Raw genomic sequence first — 18,927 nt, 5'->3', positions numbered from 1 at the left:
ACTCACCTTTATCTTTTTTTTATTTATAAATCTAAATTATTTCTTTTAAATACTCTATCAGCTCTATAGCTTGATCTGACCATCGGACCTGATGCAACTTCCATAAAGCCTTTTTCAAGACCAATTTTACGATACTCTTCAAATTGCTGAGGAGTTACAAATCTCTCTACACTTAAGTGATGCTTTGTTGGTTGCATATATTGCCCAAGAGTAATAATATCGACACCAACACTTATAGCATCATCCATTGTTTTATAGATTTCTTCATCTGTTTCGCCTAAGCCAACCATAATACTAGTCTTTGTTAAAATATTTGGAGCTTTTTCTTTAACATACTTCAGGAATTCAAATGTTTGCCAATATCCTGCTCTAGGATCACGCACAGGATGCGTTAAACGCTCAACTGTCTCAATATTTTGTGCAATCACATCTACTTTTGTATTTATGATTTTATCAACATTTTCTTTAACTCCTGCAAAATCTGGAGTTAATGCTTCTACTTTAATATTTTTATTAACATTTTTAATAGCTGAAATAGTCTCTGCATAATGCCCTGCTCCCCCATCTTCTAAATCATCACGATCTACTGATGTAAGCACTACGTACTCAAGATTCATTAGCTTAACACTTTCTGCAGTATTTTTTGGCTCATCTCTATCAAGCCAACCTTTTGGATTACCAGTGTCAACTGAGCAAAACTTACAAGCTCTAGTACATACAGCGCCCATTAGCATAATTGTAGCAGTACCATGAGACCAGCACTCATTTATATTAGGACATTTTGCTTCTTCACAAACGGTAGAAAGCCTATTTTTCTTAGTTATAGATTTAACTTTTTGATATTCTTTAGAATCTTGTCTTTGTACTTTCAACCACTCTGGTTTACGCACTTGTACAGAATTTTCTTTTTTGTTTCTAATACCATCTTTAACGGCATGAAAACCATGGGCTGTAGTATATTTATTACCACTTTCAACCTTCACTTTTAAATTAGATATTTCTTTCATAATTACTTATAGAATTTTGTGATGAGCGTAAATTTTAGTACATTATAAAAGATTAACTACTATTTATAAATATCTAGTTTAATATTCTCATAGATCATAAAGCATTATTTAAAATTTGAACATCATAAAAAAAATCTTTACACTCTAGTATTAGGTTTATTAAATAAGGGAAATAATATGTTATCAAAAAAATTACAATCTGCATTAAACGAACAATTAAACTATGAACTAGAATCTGCAAATATCTATTTAGCTATGGCCGGATATACTGAAACTCTAGGCTTAGGTGGGTTTACAAATTGGTTTATGGCTCAGTATGAAGAAGAGCTTTTTCATGCTAAGAAAATTATGAAGTTTATAAATGACAAAAATGGTCGTATTGAAGTAAAAGCAATTGCTGCTCCAAAAAATGATTTTAGTTCTCTACTAGAAGCGTTTGAAGAAACTTTAAAGCATGAAGAGGATGTTACAACAAAACTTTATGATTTGATGGATATTGCTTTAGAAGAAAAAGAGCATGCGACTAAGAGCTTCTTACAATGGTTTATAGATGAACAAGTTGAAGAAGAGGCAACTGTCGGTGATATGATTAATAAGATTAAGCTAGTAAAAGATAGTGGTTTATATTTATTAGATCAAGAAGCTGCCAAGAGATCTTTTAAAGCAGAAGCTTTATAAATTCTCAAATTTTATTTATTATAAGACTAAATTCATTAATAACATTAAAACACCCCTTATTCTTATTGAGTTAAGCAAATTTAATATCTCTACTTCTCATAAATCTTATTACTAAAAATGCTACTACAAATGTAAGTACACCTATTACCATAACTACAGCACTTGTATTAAAGAAGTAATCTTTATACATACTAGCACTTTCCGCAGCACTCACACCATCTTTAGGAAGTGCTACTACTTGGTTAAGTAGTCCTGTTATAGAGTTTGCCATAGATGATGATATATACCATGCTCCCATAGCAAAACCAATAGTCTTACTATCACAATATATGCCTATCATACTAAGCCCAATAGCACTTACAAAAAGCTCTGAAATAGAAATTAACACATACGATAATGTAATATAGTTTCCACTTATTATTCCATTATTATCATGAGAAAAACCATAATACATTACAAATAAACCAAGTGATGCTAATAGTACTCCAACCGCAAATTGATATGGGATATAAAATCTTGGTAACATTGGATATATTCGTATCAAAGCTAAACCACCAAATATTATCAAGATTGGATTAACCATCTGATATTTAGCAGGGCTCACACTAAAACCAAACATCATAAGATCTGAGTTATTTTTTGCAGCCATTACTAAAGTAGATTCCATTTGGTTATAAATAACAAAGAAAACTACAGCTACAATTATTAATATTAATCCTATTATTTGTTTAACACGCACATCACCATCTAAGAAAAACATTGTTCTTAAAAAGAATACCGCTAAACAAAGCATACTAATACCCGCAACAACAACATTTGCGTAATCTGGATAGTGATAACAAACAACTGTAAAGATATATACTACAGCCAAATATCCTAACATAACTTTTTTAGCTGTGCTTGTCATTGGCTTTTTATCAATATCATCAACGACATTATCATATATCTTATACCTATATGAGAAATTTGCTATTGCTAATAATTTACCAACAAAAACAATACTTAATACAGCTAATGCACCGAATTTATAACCAATCAATGATGGAGCAACCATATATGCCAACGAGCTACCTAAATTAATAGATATATAAAACATTGTCATACCACTTTTTGCATTTACAGGATCTGCACTATAGATTTTAGAAACCATCGCAGACGCTGTACCCATTTGTAAAGAACCACATACAGGAACTAGAGCGAATGCAAAGATAAAAAACTCATTACTAATATGAACTGTGAAGCCACTTAAAAATACAGCTAAATATGCAAAAGCTAATAATAAGCTACCCCAGAATATAGATCTTCTTAAACCTAAATACTTATCAGCAATATAACCACCAAGCATGATGATTGCATAATTCATCGCTTTATAAATACCTTGAAATGAATATGCATGACTCTCAGAGAATCCGATACCATAATCCATAACAGATTTTGTTAAATATAGAATTAAAATAGCATTGAAACTATAAGTTGCAAACTGACCCCAAAAAGTAATCGCAGCAATTGTAAAACTTTGTTTTGTTTTTAAATCCTTAAACATTGGCATTTTCCAAACATAATAAGTTTTATAGTAATCACTTTTATAAAAAATGAAAATAAATATTTTGCAAAATTAAAGCATTTTTCATTTATATGAGCAGCTCATATAAATAGTTTATCTAATTTTGATCAATGATATAATTAACCTCATAGTTATAAAAATACTGATAAAACATGAAGATATATCTATACCACCATTGCCCTTTTTGTATAAAAGTAAGACTAATTGCTGATTTAAGCAAACTTGATTATGAGATAGTTTTCTTAGCAAATGATGATGAAAAAGCTCACATTGATAGAATTGGCTCTAAGCAAGTCCCATTTTTAGAAAAAAATGATGGTACTTTTATAAAAGAAAGTAATGATATTTGCCAATATATTTCAGAATTGCAAAACTATCCTATCGCAAATTCTAGTATTGATGAAAATATTAAGAACCTAACTGCAGAAATGCTTCAACATTTTCGTAGAGTTGTTTATCCTCGTATTCCTCATCATCCAAAAAATGAATGCGACTTTCCAACTCAAAGTGCTAAAGATTACTTTATAAAGAAAAAATCTGCATATATTGGTGACATGGATACTTTATTAAAAAATCCTCCTTATGATTCAATCCAGGCAATCAATAAGATAATGGCAAAAATTGATCCATATATAAAAACTCCTTTTATAAATGGTGAGAAGTTTTCTTGGGATGATATAAATATTTTTCCATTATTCTTTATAGCTACGATGGCAAAAGATCTAATAGATATACCTGGAAATATAACTAAATATATAAAAAGCATCGAAAACCAAACAAATATAGAACTATACTAAGATGATTATTTCCATAGAATCAATTGATAAAATATTACCTCAAACTCAGTGCCAAAAGTGCACTTATGATGATTGCTACAGCTATGCAAAAGCTATAACCAATGGCGAAAAGCATAATAAGTGTATTACAGGTGGACAAAAGACTCTTAAGGAATTATCTAAGCTTTTAGATAAACCTGAAATTCCATTAGATAATACCCTAGAACAAGAGAAACCTCGAGCAATTGCAAAAATTGATGAGTCAATGTGCATTGGCTGTGAAAAATGTCTTTTAGCTTGTCCAGTTGATGCAATTGTCGGCTCTAAAAAACTTATGCATACAATTATAGAATCAGAATGTACAGGTTGTGAGCTATGTATAGAGCCTTGCCCTATGGATTGTATATCACTAGTTGAACTAACAAAAGATAAGCAACCTGCAAATATAAGTGAGAATGATTACAACACTCAAAAGAATCATTATAGAAATAGATATGAATTTCACAAAACTCGTATAGCCGAGACGAAAGCTAAACAAAGAGATACTTATAAAAATATAGCTACAGCTCAAGAGCTTGATAAAAAAGCTTATATTGCAGCTTCATTAGCGAAATATAAAAATAAAAAGAAGAAAGTTAGCATTGATGAATAAGCAAAAAAGAATCCAAATATTTGAAACTTGGAAACAAAATGACCCTAGCCCAACAACTGAGTTAGAATATTCATCAAATTTTGAACTTCTAATTGCTGTGATATTATCTGCTCAAGCTACAGATGTTAGTGTAAATAAAGCTACTCAAGTTTTATATAAAATTGCTAATACTCCAGAACAAATATATGCTCTTGGAGAACAAAAGTTAGCTGAATATATTAAATCTATAGGGTTATATAAAACAAAAGCTAAAAATGTAATTGCGACTTGTAAAGACCTAATAGAAAAATTTAATAGCCAAGTACCTAATAATTTTGATGATCTAATATCTCTAGCAGGTGTTGGCAGAAAAACTGCAAATGTGGTCTTAAATACTGCTTTTAGTCAACCAACTATGGCGGTAGATACACATATTTTTAGATTAGCAAATCGTATACCTCTTGCTAAAGGGAAAAATGTAAATGAAGTTGAAAAGAAACTCCTTCGAGTAATTCCAAAAGAATACTTACAAGATGCCCATCATTGGATAATTTTACATGGTAGGTATATATGTACTGCGCAAAAACCAAAATGTCGCAACTGTATTATCTATGATTATTGCGAATTTAAAGATAAGGAGAAATATCTATGATTTTTTCTCAAGATAGATACCAGTTACGCAAACTTTTTATAGACAGTTGGTATAAGTTTCAAAATAAACAACCTCTAACTGCTATAGAAGAACAAATTGCTAGAATTATTGAACTACACCCTGAATATCATAAAGAAATTAGCATAGATAATATAGATAAAGACTATTCACCAGAAATGGGACAAATAAACCCTTTCTTACATATAAGTCTACATTTGGCAATTATTGAACAAGTACAAACTAATCGTCCATTTGGTATAACTGATGTCTATAAGCAATTACTTGAGAAGCATAATCACGATGAGCATAAAATTCATCATATTATGATAGACTATCTAGCAGAGGAAATGTGGCGATCACAGAAATATAATATCATGCCAGATGAAAAAGATTACCTAAGAAAGCTACAAGAGTTATTACTAAAATAAAATGAGCAAGATAAAAAAGATAACTATAAATAATATCCATTTTAAGCAGCCTAAAGGCTTGCATATTATTGCACTGATGACTTTTTTATTATGCTTATCTATTGCTCCTTTTATTACTGTCTTAAACAATTTCGGTGATATTAACTTCTTTTATAATCGTAATGATCACATCTTTGTAATTTTTTTTGCAGGAATTTTTGGCTGTATTAGTAATTATCTTTTTGGCTCAACCAAATCAATAATTCATGGTCTACAGTTTATAATTATAGCGATTATTCTATCATTTGTTAGAAACTTAACACTCTTTAGCTGCTCAATTCTTTGGATTGGACTAGCTATAGTTATTGTAAACTTACTTTTTACTTTGAGTGCCTTTTATCTCAAAACTGATTTACGTCGTTTATATGGTTTTATTGGAGTTTATTCTAGTTCTATTTTAGGAATAGCTGTTGGAACACTAATTTATTTTTTAATACTTAAAGACATGTTTCACTTTAAACTGTTTTACTTATCTATCACTGTCTTCTTATTAGTGTTCTTCTTAAAAAACAATTATAAACTTAACACCTCTTTAACTAATCAAACAGAGCGAGTTAACATTAGCTTTTATGGTGTTCTTATAATATTTTTTATATTTGCATTTATTCTTTTTTACCTACTTATAAACATAGATATATTTAGCAGTATTAACCTAATGATACTACCTCTTTCCTTAATCTATTTACATATATTAACTATTACTAATAATAAAGAGCATGGCAAAAGTTTATTAAAATACATTTACTTTAGTCTAGCTATTATTATTGTTAATAAAATTATTTATCTTAGCTTTTTAAAATATGAACATGTAATAAATCCAACCTATATTAACTCTGCAATAAGTACTTTTTTATTTTTAATAGCTGGATATATACTCTGTATAATCATATACACTGGCTGGAGACTTAGTCTTATAACTTTACGTATAGAATCTTTAACAAACTCAAAACTTATAAAAACTATGTTATATATTGAGTTTATTCGAGTTGTAACCCTTATCATTGCTTTACTTACAAATAGTACCTTAATTAGTAATTTAATGTTTATATTAGCTACTCTTTTAGCTTTAGTACTCAATGTATTTATTGTTCCAATATATTTCTCTCTTGGGAAAATACTTGCTGGTGGTAAAAATGAAGCTATTACAACCACTCTACTTTATTTAATATTTTCATCATTAATTTTTGTATCATTCTTATATGATATATCAATTAGCCTATAAAAAATCTTGTAAAATTACTATCACACCCCATATTCAAAGATTATACAGTTATGTTATAATGCATATCTAATAATTTTTTATAAATTATAATAAAGGTAATTCAAAAAGGAGAAAAAATGAATAACTTTAATAATACTCGCGTAATAGACTCTCTATCACAAGAGTCTGCTTTAAGAGCTAATAAGGTTCTTAGAAATACATACTGGTTACTGTCAATGACTTTACTATTTAGTGCTTTTACAGCATTTGTAGCTATGAGCACTGGCGCTGCGTTCATAAACCCGATCCTAATGTTAGTAGTTTACATTGGCTTACTATTTGGTATCAATGCTACTAAAAACTCACCTATGGGCATCGTTTTAACGTTTGCTCTAACAGGTCTTTTAGGTTATTCATTAGGTCCAATCCTAAACCTATATATTCAGCAGTTTTCAAATGGTGCTGAACTAATCATGATGGCATTTGGTACTACTGGTCTTATATTCTTAGGCTTAACTGCTGTAGCTATGAGCCCAGCTAGAAACTTCAACAGAGTTGGTTCTTTCTGTGCAGTTGGTGCTATAGTTGCTATCATTGCTATGGTGCTTAATCTATTTTTACATATTCCAGCTTTAGGATTTGTAATCTCATTAGTATTTGCATTTATCTCTGGCGGTTTTATTCTTTGGCAAACAAATGCTATCGTTAGAGGCGAAGAGACTAACTATATCTTGGCTACTGTAAATATTTATGTTTCATTATTCAATATCTTTGTAACTCTATTACAAATCTTTGGTGCTGTAGCTGGCGATAGAGACTAATTTATATTATCATTTATTCTAAAATTTTCTAATCTTATAATTTCTAATGCTTAATAATCAAATATCTGCAAAAGATACTATTGTATCTAATGCTTATGGATCATCTTTTAGTATTTTATTTAATGAATATCTTAAGCAAAATAGTGATTTCAACCTTATAATTGCTGAAGATTCTCAACAAGCACATAAAATATATGACGAGTTAAAATATCTAAATCAAAGCTCAAAAGTAGAGGTTTTCTACTTTCCAAACCTCGAGATATTACCTTATGATAGATTTTCTGCAGCAATTGATATTATCTCAAGACGCCAAGAGATTCTTCATAAACTTACTCAAAATCCTAGAAACACTCTAGTAGTTACAAGTATCTCAAATATCTTACGAAAACTTGCTCCAGCAAAGTTTATTAAAGAACATAGTTTTATACTAAAAACTGGTGATATTTTAGATATAACAAAGCAAAAAACTCTACTTGCTGAAGCTGGATATAATTTAGTAAATAATGTATTTGAAAAAGGTGAGTTTAGTATTCGTGGTAGTATCGTTGATATATTCCCTATTGGATCAAAAGCGGCATTTCGTATAGATTTATTTGATGATGAAGTTGATACGATCAAAGAGCTAGATATTGAAACTCAACGCTCAGGTAAAGAAATAAAATCTATCAATATTATGCCATCCCATGAACTAATTTATGATAATCAAAACTCTTCTTTAGCATTAGAAAAACTAGAAGATTTTTGTGGTAAAAATGCTCTCGAATCAACTATTGCCACATATATTGAAAATAATGAATATTTCAATGGTATAGAGTTTTATTTACCTCTATTCTACAATCAGCTTGAGAGTATTTTTGATTATCTACCAAAATCTGCAAATATCCATTTAGTTGATAATATTAATAATTCTATTAAAGCTTTTGCAGAAGAGGTCAGATTTAGATATGATGAACTCAAACATGATATTGATAGACCAATACTGCCTCATCAAGAGTTGTTTTATTCTCAAAAAGAAATCAAAGATATTTATGAGCAATTCACAAATATCAAATGGTTCCAACAGCCTAAATCTAAATCAAAAACTCTAAAAATAAATCATTTAGATAAGGTTTCAGCAAACTACAAACTTGCAAACCCATTTAGAGATTTACAACAATTTATAGATAAAGCTAACTTTGAAAAAGTTATCTTTTCTACAGATTCAAATGGTCGTGCTGAAGTTCTTTTAGAACACTTGAATAAACTCAATTTAAATATCCAAATTGCTAAAAGCTTTGATGATGCTCTTAAATCTAAGGACAAATTTTGTCTAATAGTTTCACCATTCCAAGAAGGTGTAGTTATTGATAATAAAATTGCTCTAATTACAGAAACAGATCTTTTTCCAGAACATATTCAAAACAGGACTAAAGTTTCTGAACATGATCATCATCCTACTGTTGATCTCAAAGACCTTACAGAATTAAAAACTGGTATGCATATTGTGCATATTGATCATGGTATTGGTAAATATGAAGGGCTTGAGAGTATCGAACTAAATGGCAAAAAAGATGAATTTATCCTACTTCGTTACGCTAATGATGCCAAGATTTATGTACCAATTACATCTCTAAATCTTATCTCGATTTATAACTCATCCTTAACTGAAAAAATAGCTTTAAACAAGCTCGGTTCTGACAAGTGGAAAAAGCAGAAAGAAAAAACTATCAAAAAGATTATTGATGTTGCAGCAAATCTTCTTGAGATATACGCCAAAAGAGAAATGCGTCAAGGTTTTACAAATTCTCTTGATGAAGAAGATTATCTAAGATTCTGTGCTGATTTTCCTTATGAAGAGACTCCTGACCAGCTTTTGGCAATCAATGATGTCTTCAAAGATATGGTATCTCCTAAACCTATGGATAGGCTTATCTGTGGTGATGTTGGCTTTGGTAAAACTGAAATAGCAATGCGTGCAGCATTTCTAGCAACTCAAAACAGTAAGCAAGTAGCAATACTAGTGCCTACAACGATTTTAGCTCAACAACACTATAATAGCTTCAGAGACAGATTTGCTAATACTGCTGTAAATATCGAAGTCATAACTCGCTCTAAAACAGCAAAAGCTCAAGAAGAGCTTTTTGAAAACCTTAAAAAAGGTACTGTTGATATAATCATCGGAACACATAAATTAATTTCATCAAAAATAGATTTTCAAAATTTGGGCCTACTTATCATAGATGAAGAACATCGCTTTGGCGTTGCTCAAAAAGAAAAACTAAAATCTTTAAAAGCTGAAATCGATATATTAACAATGTCAGCAACACCAATACCTCGTAGTTTAAGTATGGCATTTTCTGCTTTGAGAGATTTATCTATTATAGCCTCACCACCAGCAAAACGCCTATCTGTTAAGACTTTTGTTAAAGAATATGATAACAATATTATCCGGGAAGCAGTAAGTCGTGAAACTATTCGTGGTGGGCAGATTTTTTATTTATATAACAAAGTTGAAACTATCGAGAAGAAAAAAGAAATTCTTCAAGAGTTATTCCCTCGCCTAAGAGTAGCTATAGCTCATGGTCAAATGAGTGAAAAAGAAATCCAAAAAATCATGTTTGATTTTAAACATAATAAATATCATATCCTACTTTGTACAACAATTATTGAGACTGGTATTGATATACCAAATGCTAACACTTTAATTATAGAAAATGCCAATAATCTAGGACTTGCACAGCTGCATCAACTAAGAGGTAGGGTTGGTAGGGCTCATCATCAAGCTTATGCTTATATGCTTATACCTAGTGAAGCCAGTATAACCAAAGATGCAGTTAAGAGACTAGAAGCTATTGGTAGCACAGAATCTTTAGGAGGCGGCTTTACGTTAGCTAATCATGATTTAGAGATTCGTGGAGCGGGTGAAATACTTGGCAAAGAACAAAGTGGAAATATTGACGGTATTGGCTTAAACCTTTATATGGATCTATTAGATAAAACAATTGCTAATCTAAAGGCTGGTAAAGAGTTAAATATTGAGGAAGTAATTAATTCAACAGTTTGTGAGGTTGAGCTTAATATACCTATTTTAATACCTGATTATTATATCCATGATGTAAATACTCGTTTAAATATTTATAAACGCATATCTAAGGCTAATCATCAAGATTTGGTTAATATCAAGATTGAACTTATAGATCGTTTTGGTAGGCTACCTGTAGAAGTTATCTACCTGTTAAAAGTTGCACATATAAAAATTGATGCTATCAATATTGGCATTGGTCAAATTAAGATGTTTGCTAGTTCTGGTAAGATTAATTTTGCTAATACTGCTAAATTTGAACCACAAAAGCTAATCAAACTTATCCAATCACAACCAGCTGACTTTAGACTTACAAAAGAACAAGATTTACTTATTACAAAGACTACAAAAACTGCTGAACAAAGAATTGAGTTTATTGAAAATTTCTTGAAGAAAGTAGCTTAGCACTCATACCAGCTATCTAGCTTCTGCTTGAACTTATCAAGCCCCATCTTGCTATGAGATGAAAAAAGTTGAAAAGATACTAAATCATTAGTTTTGAACGTTGCAAGAAAACTTTCAAGCATTTTTATAGCTTGAGAACGCTCTTTATTATTAAGCTTATCAGCCTTAGTCAACAAAATATGTAAGTTTAATTTACTAGCTATAGCTAGTTCAATCATCAAACAATCGTACTCTTTGAGATTATGTCGCGGATCAATTAACAAAACTATCCCAGATAGACACTCTCTGCTAGTTAGATATAGCTCCATCTCACTTTGCCATTGCATTTTGATCTTCTCAGAGACCTTTGCATAGCCGTAACCTGGTAAGTCTACTAGCCTTTTATTATCGCCTAAATCAAACAAGTTAATTAATTGCGTTCTACCAGGGGTTTTACTAACTCTTGCAAGACCTTTTTGATCGGTTAGAGTATTTAATGCACTAGATTTACCTGCATTTGAGCGCCCTGCAAAAGCCACCTCTATACCAGTATCCTCAGGAAGTTGAGAGACTTTAGCAGCTCCCATTATATATTTTGCACTACGATAGTTCATAATTTATGCTCTAATTTTATTTTTTCAAAAAGTCCATGGCATGCAGTATCAATCATAAGAAAAACTTTCTCAAAGTTATCTTCATAATATGGATCTGGCACATCTGTCAAAGATATAGTTGGTGCATATTCAAGCATTCTCGATACATTTGAGAAATCAGTATTTGGAAACATGTTTTTCATCGTATCAATATTTTCTTGATCCATAGCTATTATATAATCATATTTTACAAAATCTGACTCCTCTAGTTGCTGAGATACCTGATCAGATAAGTCACAGTCATACATTTTTGCCATCTCTAGCGATCTCATATCAGCGCCATCGCCCTCATGTCCCCACATGCGTGAGCTTGTGCCACATGATGCCACATGTATAACATTCTCAAGATTATTTTTCTTAACAATATCTCTAAAAATACCATGTGCTGTTGGCGATCTACAAATATTACCTTTACATACAAAAAGTACTTTAACCTTATTCATAGTTATTTAGCTTCCTTCATATCTTCAGCAAGTTTACTATCTGGCTCAAGCTTGAAACCTTGGAAGAATTTACTATCTGGCTTAAGCATAAATACAACTTCATTTTTACCATTAAAGCTTTCTTTATAAGAATTCATACTCTTCAAGAATTCGTATAATGGTACAGAATTTGAATACGCATCTGTAAAGATCTTCGCAGCTTTTGCATCTGCTTGAGCTCGAATAATTTTAGATTCTTTTTCAGCTTCAGCCATAGTAACTGTTACTTTTGCATCTGCTGCTGCTTTAATTTTCTCAGCTAACTGCCCACCTTCCGCTCTAATAGAAGCCGCAACCTTTTGACGAGATGACCTCATTCTTTGATAAATAGAATCTGTAACCGTATCTGGTAAATCAATCTGCTTAACTCTTACATCAATCACATCTACACCAATCTGCTTAGCTTGTTTTTGTACAGATTCTGTAAGAGCAATCATCAATTTATCACGATTGTTATTAATTAGGCTTTGGATATCATTATTACCAACCTCTGCTCTTAAAGAAGACTCTAAGAACTGTTTTAATAATGTCTCAGCTCTATCAACACTACCGCTAGTACTTATGAAGAACTTAGAAATATTACTATTACTAATCTTCCAAACTACATAGGCATTAATCAAAACATCTTTTTGCTCTTTAGTTACAACACGTGCTGAATCTGCTTCTAACACTCTATTACGCATATCATATGTCTTAACAGTGTCTAAGAATGGAATCTTAACATGTAAGCCAGGTTCATATTCTATAGCCTTGCCATCACTACCTTTGACAAGTTCACCTAACCTTAAAATCACAGCTTCTGAACCTTGTTTAACTACAAATTTAGTACTTAAAACGACTATTGATAAAACTACTACAAGCACTAAGAATATTTTTAAAAACTTACTCATCTTAGTTACCTCCCTTTGTATTTGGTAGTAATGCTTGCTTTTGTGCATTATCTAGGCCATAAAAAATATTTTTTGCACCATCACCATCTACTAAGAAAATCTTATTATGCTGTAGAACATTTGAAATAGTATCAAAGTACATTTGGTTCATCACGATATCAGGAGATTTCTTATAGATTGGAAGTAATTGCTCAAATTGTGCAATTTCACCTTCTGCTTCTAATACAACTTTTTGCTTATAAGCATTTGCTTGATCCAAGATTCTCTGAGCTTTACCTTGAGCTACTGGCACAACTCTATTTGCATAAGCTTCTGCCTCATTCTGCTCTCTCTCACGATCTTCACGAGCCTTGATTACATCATCAAAAGCACTTTTAACTGCATCAGGAGCTTGGGCTGGTTGCATAATCACTTCGCTTACATAAATACCTGTTTGATAAGTTTTTAATAAACTCTCCATCTCTTTTCTTACTTGTTGAGTGATTACTGCTCTATTAGTAGTTAAAATTTGTTCTAGTTTATTTTCACCAACTACCTGTCTAACCGCACTCTCTAAAGCTTGCTGTAGTAGTTGAGTAGGGTTTGTATTAGAAAATAAATACTTTTGTAGATCTGCAATACGATATTGAACAGTAAATGAAATATGCACAATATTTTCTTCAGATGTCAGCATATCTCTTTTTAAAGAAGTTGTTTTTAACTCTTGGACATTTTCTTTATAAACTGTATCAATACCAATTGGGTGCCAATGTAAACCTGGTTCAACCATCTTTGAAAATTTACCAAGTCTAAGTACTGCTGCTTGCTCAGCTGGTTGAACAACATAGAAACCAAAACCAACCCAAGCAGCTATTAATACACCTATTACGATAGTTGCTATTTTACCTACAGGTGGCTTCTCAAATATTGCCTTATTACTATTCTTATTATTGTTGTTGGCATTTTTCGAATAAATACTTTCATTATCATCATTAGATTCTTTCTTTTTTTTGCCACCAAAAAATTTTTTGATCATTTCCTCTAAATCCGGAGGTCCTTGCTCCTGATTTTTACTCCAAAACCATCTTTGTTTTAGTTTTTTTATCATTACTTATTTTCCTACACTTTTAAAAGAGTGTTTTTTAGGTTTATACCGTACCTATTATAACTAAAAATTTACATATTTTTTGTACTATCTGCGAATAATTATTAAATGCCTTGCAAAGCAATATTGAATAAGACCTCATATAATTCTAAAATCTATAGTAGAGATACTCTTTTAAGGAAAGCATATGAAAAAAATTGCAATTAATGGATTAGGAATAGCTGGGCCAACTTTAGCATGGTGGCTTAGAGAATACGGCTTTGAACCTGTACTGTTTGAAAAATCTCCAGAATTTAGAACCGGTGGTTATCTTGTAGATTTTTGGGGAACTGGTTGTGAAATCATGAAAAAAATGAACCTTTTTAACCAGCTAGAAGCTAACTCCTATAAAATTAAAAATATTCATTGCTATGACCAAGATGGTAGAAGGTCTTCTAAAGTAAATATTTCAACCTTAATTAAAGATAACTATGATGAGTTTTTGAGCCTTAAAAGAGGTGATATATCTTCTGTAATATATGAAGCCTGTAATGGTATAGATATAAGATTTGGAGTATCTATAGAAAATATTGAAGAAAAAGAAGATGGTATAACCGCCTATTTATCTGATAATACTACTGAGAATTTTGATCTCGTGATTGGAGCAGATGGACTACATTCACATATACGTTCACTAGTCTTTGATAGTACAGAATATGAAGAATATGATCTAAATAAGTATGTCGCAGCTTTCACTCTAGATGAATACAATCATTATGAGAAGTTCACTTATGCAGTAAGTGTCGGGGATAAACAACAGGTTGCTAGAGTTTGTTTAGATGAAAATGAAACTCTAGTAATGTTCACTCTTGATTCTACGGCTATCAGCAAATTCCCAGAAACATTAGAAGAGAAGAAACAACTAATTCTTACAACTTTTAAAGACTTTCAATGGGAGACTCCAGATATACTTGCTCGTTTAAATAATGTCAAAGAAATTTATTTTGATAAGGTTAGTCAAATAAGAATGGATAATTGGTATAAAGGTAGAGTTGCCTTAGTAGGTGACTCTGCAGCCTGTCCTTCTATACTTATGGGGCTTGGTAGTATATTTGCAATTATTGAAGCTTATGTTTTAGCTGGCGAACTTTATAAAGCTAAAGGCGACCATACAATTGCCTTTAAAGAGTGGCAGGATAAATTAAAAAGTATCATAGATAGAAAGCAAAAAATTGGTCTAACAAATCTTTCAGCTATTGCTCCAGAGGAAATACTTAATAAATATCTATCAACTATAACTGTAAAAATATCATCAACTCCCGTTATATCAAAATTCATAGGTGCTGGAATATTTAATGAGCAAATTGATCTTCCTGATTATAAAAAAGATTAATTTTTCTTTTAAAATTATATTTAAATACTCACCTATAATTTAAAAAATTATAAAACATATTCTAAACATAAATTTTCATAAGGTAATATCATGAATAAGACATTATTTGGTGTATTAGTTGTTTTTAGCTTTAACTTAGCTTTTGCTGGAGATTTAGGTTGGAATTATGTACCATCTAAAATCGGATCTAAATATACATATATGCTAAATGCTAAATCTGGCAAAGATAATATAAGTAATAAATTAATTGCATATATTGTAAATTGTCCAAATAAACAGAAAAACTGTATAGAAAAGGTTAGCTTTAATAGACTTAATAAAAATAATATACTGTATGCTTCAGATAGGATAACATCTACAAATAAAGGTGTTAGATCTATTGAAAATACTTCAAACTCTAGCTTTAAATATAGTGATGGAATTTACCTACCTAAAAAAATAGTTTTTGATAAACCTATAAAAAGTGAATCAAATTTAAAAGCAAAAAAAGGTATAATCAAATATCAAAAAACAGTCAAATATAGTAAAGTCAAATCTATTGAGGTTAATAAAAACATATACAAAAACTGTATAACTAAGTATACATCATCATCAAGCAATCGAATTAAAACATCATCAAAAGATACTTATTGTAGAAATATTGGATTAGTCAAAGCTGATAACACAGCATATTTAAAAGACGGCAATAAAGAAGAGTCTGTAATAGAATTGATTAAAATAGATTACCCTTTCTCAAAATAAATATTACTTATTAACCATCTAACTAATTTTTTTCTTTTATAAAGAACTGTCCTAAATCTAGATCAAAATCCCTGCTAAACTTTTCAAAATCATCTTCGGAAATTTTTATTTCTAAAAGATAGTTACCTTGCTCAGAAATATCTTCATTATCAACCACACCTAGCTCATACATCATAGCTCTAACTTTAGAATACTTAGGCGGTAACTCTAAAGTACCATTTATCCATGACTTATTAAAAAATGTTGCCAATGCTTCATAAAGATTATCAATGCCCTCACCTGTCTGTGCAGATAAATATACTCGACTAACGGTATTAGTCTCACTATTTTCCATTGGCACAAAACCAGCATAAGCATTTTCGATTTTATCGATCTTGTTATAGACACAAATCATTTCTTTATCGCCTATACCAATTTCTTTTAAAACCTTTTCAACCTGTTCAATATAGCTCTTATAATCTTCATCTGCATAATCAATTACATGTACTAGAAGATCTGATTCAATAGCTTCTTCTAGTGTTGCATGAAAAGCTTCTACCAAGTCATGTGGTAGGTTTTTGATAAACCCTACCGTATCTGAAAAAATAACTTCACCTAGCTTTGGCACTATTACTTTACGTAAAGTTGGATCAAGCGTCGCAAAGAGCTGGTCTTTTGCAAGAACTTGTGCATCAGTTATATTGTTGAACAGTGTTGATTTACCAGCATTAGTATAACCAACAAACGATATTGTAGGGATATTATTCTTCTTACGCGAAGATCTACTTAAATCACGATGATGTTTTACTCGCTCAAGCTTTTGAGTGATTTGCTTGATTCTTTGACGAATCAATCGTCTATCGATCTCAAGCTGAGTCTCACCAGGCCCACCTCGTACACCAATACCACCCTTTTGTCTCTCTAAATGGGTCCAACCTTTTACAAGACGAGTAGATTGATAGTTAAGCTGAGCTAGTTCAACTTGGAGCTTACCTTCATGAGTTTTTGCACGAAGTGAAAATATTTCAAGAATAAGTCTAGTTCTATCCATAATCTTACACTCAAGAAACTTCTCAATATTTCTCTCTTGCGATGGGCTTAGTGGATGATTAAATACGACAAGATCTGCATCTATTTCATCGCGTTTATTTTTAATCATCTCCATCTTACCCATACCACAAAAATATTTGATATCAGGCTCAGGGTGATTAAAATCCAAGCTTTCTAAAACAACTTTATCTGCAGCAAGGACTAAACCCTCAAGCTCAGATAAATCAGCATTAAGTTCACGATGATATTTAAAATTTATATTTACAAGCAGGCATTTACTACCTGCTTCATAAGATTCAAAAAATTCCATTAAATAATGTTACTCCAGAACGGAATCATTAAAGAAAAAAGAAAAGATATTATTACTCAGCTGTATTACCTTCATTTTCTTGAACTTCAAGATCATCAGAATGTACATCAGAAACATTCTCATCTTGATCTTCGTTTGAATTTTGGTGATACGGGTTAAAAGAGCTATATACCATTCTTACGCTTTTAGCTGGTACAATAGTAGAAATAGCATGCTTATAAACCATTTGGTTTACAGTATTTCTTAGAACGATACAAAACTGATCAAATGCTTCTACTTGACCTTGTAATTTGATTCCATTTACAAGGTATACAGATACGCTAACTTTTTCTTTTCTTAAAGCATTTAAGAACGGGTCTTGCAAAGATGATATTCTAGACATTGTTTCACTTCCTTTTAATTATTTTATTGTTTTTATTATTTTATCAAGTTTAACAATTAAACTTACGCGTACATTCTAACAATATTTAATATCATCAGCAAATTTTATTTCATCAAATTACTCGTCACAATTATGATTAAGAGCACTACAGTTTATCTCTTTGGGACTATAAGTATTAGACACCCCACCTATAACAACCTCTTTTTCTGATAAGCTAATAGGTAAAGCTGTAGAAATCTCACTTCTACTCATGCCTCCTCTATTTGTAATAGATGTTCCAAGTACTTTATAAAAGGTTGGCGCTAGGCTTGAATTAAATATAACTGTAGCTTTAGTAGGTAATAACTCTGTTTTCACATCTGTATGATCTTTGTAAGTAATATTGACACTATTACTAAGCTGAGCATTTTGTTCTACTGAAGAGTAAATATACATAGTATTCGTTTGAGAGTATTTCATTAAAACATCAACTGATTTTTTACTTATTTGATTGAATATAAGTTTGTATTTATGAGAACCTTTTTTAACGACTATATCTTCGCTGGCATAATATTTACCATCTTCAGCATTTTTATTAATTATCTCGATATTAAAATTGCGATCATTATAATTATCAACTTCTAAAATATTTTTCTTATAGTCTATTTTTATTGTTGTCACATCTGATGTAAATTTTGACCAGAAGCTACAACTCGAGATTATTAGCGACACTAAAATTACTGCTATTATCTTTTTCATTTAT

The 18,927-nt window shown here is 30.8% G+C and carries 19 protein-coding genes; 10 read left to right on the top strand and 9 right to left on the bottom strand.

The window, feature by feature from the left end; genetic code table 11:
- Window positions 1-23: 23 nt before the first annotated feature.
- Window positions 24-1,007 carry a lipoyl synthase gene (lipA, locus tag QI37_RS09770; RefSeq protein WP_040010605.1) on the bottom strand — a complete coding sequence of 328 codons (984 nt, stop codon included), beginning with the start codon at window positions 1,005-1,007 and terminating at the stop codon, window positions 24-26.
- Between the two features lie 177 nt (window positions 1,008-1,184).
- Here lipA and QI37_RS09765 point away from each other — a divergent pair, with 177 nt between their 5' ends.
- Complete coding sequence (locus QI37_RS09765) at window positions 1,185-1,685, top strand: ferritin (RefSeq protein ID WP_040010604.1); 501 nt, start codon at window positions 1,185-1,187, stop codon at window positions 1,683-1,685.
- Between the two features lie 70 nt (window positions 1,686-1,755).
- On the opposite strand, the gene QI37_RS09760 is transcribed toward QI37_RS09765, so the two are convergent.
- Window positions 1,756-3,228 carry a peptide MFS transporter gene (locus QI37_RS09760; RefSeq protein ID WP_040010786.1) on the bottom strand — a complete coding sequence of 491 codons (1,473 nt, stop codon included), beginning with the start codon at window positions 3,226-3,228 and terminating at the stop codon, window positions 1,756-1,758.
- A gap of 173 nt (window positions 3,229-3,401) precedes the next feature.
- Between QI37_RS09760 and grxB the strand changes: the two genes are divergently transcribed.
- The 7 genes from grxB to mfd all read left to right on the top strand — a co-directional run bounded on the left by grxB (window position 3,402) and on the right by mfd (window position 11,263).
- Window positions 3,402-4,046, top strand: coding sequence for a glutaredoxin 2 (gene grxB, locus QI37_RS09755; RefSeq protein WP_040010603.1), 645 nt, complete (start codon window positions 3,402-3,404; stop codon window positions 4,044-4,046).
- Between the two features lies 1 nt (window position 4,047).
- Complete coding sequence (locus tag QI37_RS09750) at window positions 4,048-4,677, top strand: RnfABCDGE type electron transport complex subunit B (RefSeq protein WP_040010602.1); 630 nt, start codon at window positions 4,048-4,050, stop codon at window positions 4,675-4,677.
- Entirely contained in the window at window positions 4,670-5,308 is a 639-nt protein-coding gene (gene nth, locus QI37_RS09745; RefSeq protein WP_040010601.1) for an endonuclease III, read from the top strand. Before QI37_RS09750 ends, nth begins: the two co-directional genes overlap by 8 nt.
- Window positions 5,305-5,736 carry a DUF1841 family protein gene (locus tag QI37_RS09740; RefSeq protein ID WP_040010600.1) on the top strand — a complete coding sequence of 144 codons (432 nt, stop codon included), beginning with the start codon at window positions 5,305-5,307 and terminating at the stop codon, window positions 5,734-5,736. The genes nth and QI37_RS09740 overlap by 4 nt, the downstream gene beginning before the upstream one ends.
- Before the next feature lies 1 nt (window position 5,737).
- Window positions 5,738-6,997, top strand: coding sequence for a hypothetical protein (locus tag QI37_RS09735; RefSeq protein ID WP_040010599.1), 1,260 nt, complete (start codon window positions 5,738-5,740; stop codon window positions 6,995-6,997).
- Window positions 6,998-7,113: 116 nt separating this feature from the next.
- Window positions 7,114-7,797 carry a Bax inhibitor-1/YccA family protein gene (locus tag QI37_RS09730; RefSeq protein ID WP_040010598.1) on the top strand — a complete coding sequence of 228 codons (684 nt, stop codon included), beginning with the start codon at window positions 7,114-7,116 and terminating at the stop codon, window positions 7,795-7,797.
- 46 nt (window positions 7,798-7,843) lie between these two features.
- Window positions 7,844-11,263, top strand: a complete 3,420-nt coding sequence (mfd, locus tag QI37_RS09725; protein ID WP_040010597.1) for a transcription-repair coupling factor — start codon at window positions 7,844-7,846, stop codon at window positions 11,261-11,263.
- On the opposite strand, the gene yihA is transcribed toward mfd, so the two are convergent.
- From yihA to hflK, 4 genes are read right to left on the bottom strand one after another with little or no spacing between them, the layout of a single operon-like run.
- Window positions 11,260-11,856, bottom strand: a complete 597-nt coding sequence (yihA, locus tag QI37_RS09720; RefSeq protein WP_040010596.1) for a ribosome biogenesis GTP-binding protein YihA/YsxC — start codon at window positions 11,854-11,856, stop codon at window positions 11,260-11,262. The genes mfd and yihA overlap by 4 nt on opposite strands.
- On the bottom strand, window positions 11,853-12,338 hold the full coding sequence (locus QI37_RS09715) for a low molecular weight protein-tyrosine-phosphatase (RefSeq protein ID WP_040010595.1): 486 nt from the start codon (window positions 12,336-12,338) through the stop codon (window positions 11,853-11,855). Before QI37_RS09715 ends, yihA begins: the two co-directional genes overlap by 4 nt.
- 2 nt (window positions 12,339-12,340) lie before the next feature.
- Window positions 12,341-13,267 carry a protease modulator HflC gene (gene hflC / locus QI37_RS09710; RefSeq protein WP_040010594.1) on the bottom strand — a complete coding sequence of 309 codons (927 nt, stop codon included), beginning with the start codon at window positions 13,265-13,267 and terminating at the stop codon, window positions 12,341-12,343.
- A 1-nt stretch (window position 13,268) separates the two neighbouring features.
- The gene (hflK, locus tag QI37_RS09705; RefSeq protein ID WP_040010593.1) at window positions 13,269-14,354 is read right to left on the bottom strand and encodes an FtsH protease activity modulator HflK; all 1,086 of its coding nucleotides are present in this window, start codon (window positions 14,352-14,354) and stop codon (window positions 13,269-13,271) included.
- A gap of 184 nt (window positions 14,355-14,538) precedes the next feature.
- On the opposite strand from hflK, the gene QI37_RS09700 reads away from it, so the two are divergent.
- Together QI37_RS09700 and QI37_RS09695 are read left to right on the top strand one after the other, a co-directional pair.
- Window positions 14,539-15,723, top strand: coding sequence for an FAD-binding domain (locus QI37_RS09700; protein WP_040010592.1), 1,185 nt, complete (start codon window positions 14,539-14,541; stop codon window positions 15,721-15,723).
- Between the two features lie 90 nt (window positions 15,724-15,813).
- Window positions 15,814-16,464: a hypothetical protein gene (locus tag QI37_RS09695; RefSeq protein WP_040010591.1), complete on the top strand. Its 651-nt coding sequence runs from the start codon at window positions 15,814-15,816 to the stop codon at window positions 16,462-16,464.
- A gap of 22 nt (window positions 16,465-16,486) precedes the next feature.
- On the opposite strand, the gene hflX is transcribed toward QI37_RS09695, so the two are convergent.
- From hflX to QI37_RS09680, 3 genes are all read right to left on the bottom strand, one after another.
- A complete protein-coding gene (gene hflX, locus QI37_RS09690) occupies window positions 16,487-17,803 on the bottom strand; it encodes a GTPase HflX (RefSeq protein WP_040010590.1) in 1,317 nt (438 codons plus the stop codon).
- A 52-nt stretch (window positions 17,804-17,855) separates the two neighbouring features.
- Window positions 17,856-18,185 carry an RNA chaperone Hfq gene (gene hfq / locus QI37_RS09685; RefSeq protein WP_040010589.1) on the bottom strand — a complete coding sequence of 110 codons (330 nt, stop codon included), beginning with the start codon at window positions 18,183-18,185 and terminating at the stop codon, window positions 17,856-17,858.
- Between the two features lie 117 nt (window positions 18,186-18,302).
- On the bottom strand, window positions 18,303-18,923 hold the full coding sequence (locus QI37_RS09680) for a hypothetical protein (protein ID WP_040010588.1): 621 nt from the start codon (window positions 18,921-18,923) through the stop codon (window positions 18,303-18,305).
- Between the last annotated feature and the right edge of the window lie 4 nt (window positions 18,924-18,927).

The sequence above is a fragment of the Candidatus Francisella endociliophora genome, assembly GCF_000764555.1.
Lineage (GTDB): Bacteria > Pseudomonadota > Gammaproteobacteria > Francisellales > Francisellaceae > Francisella > Francisella endociliophora.
The sequence above is the reverse complement of the archived record's forward strand: the minus strand, read 5'-3'. Positions and strand labels throughout refer to the sequence as shown.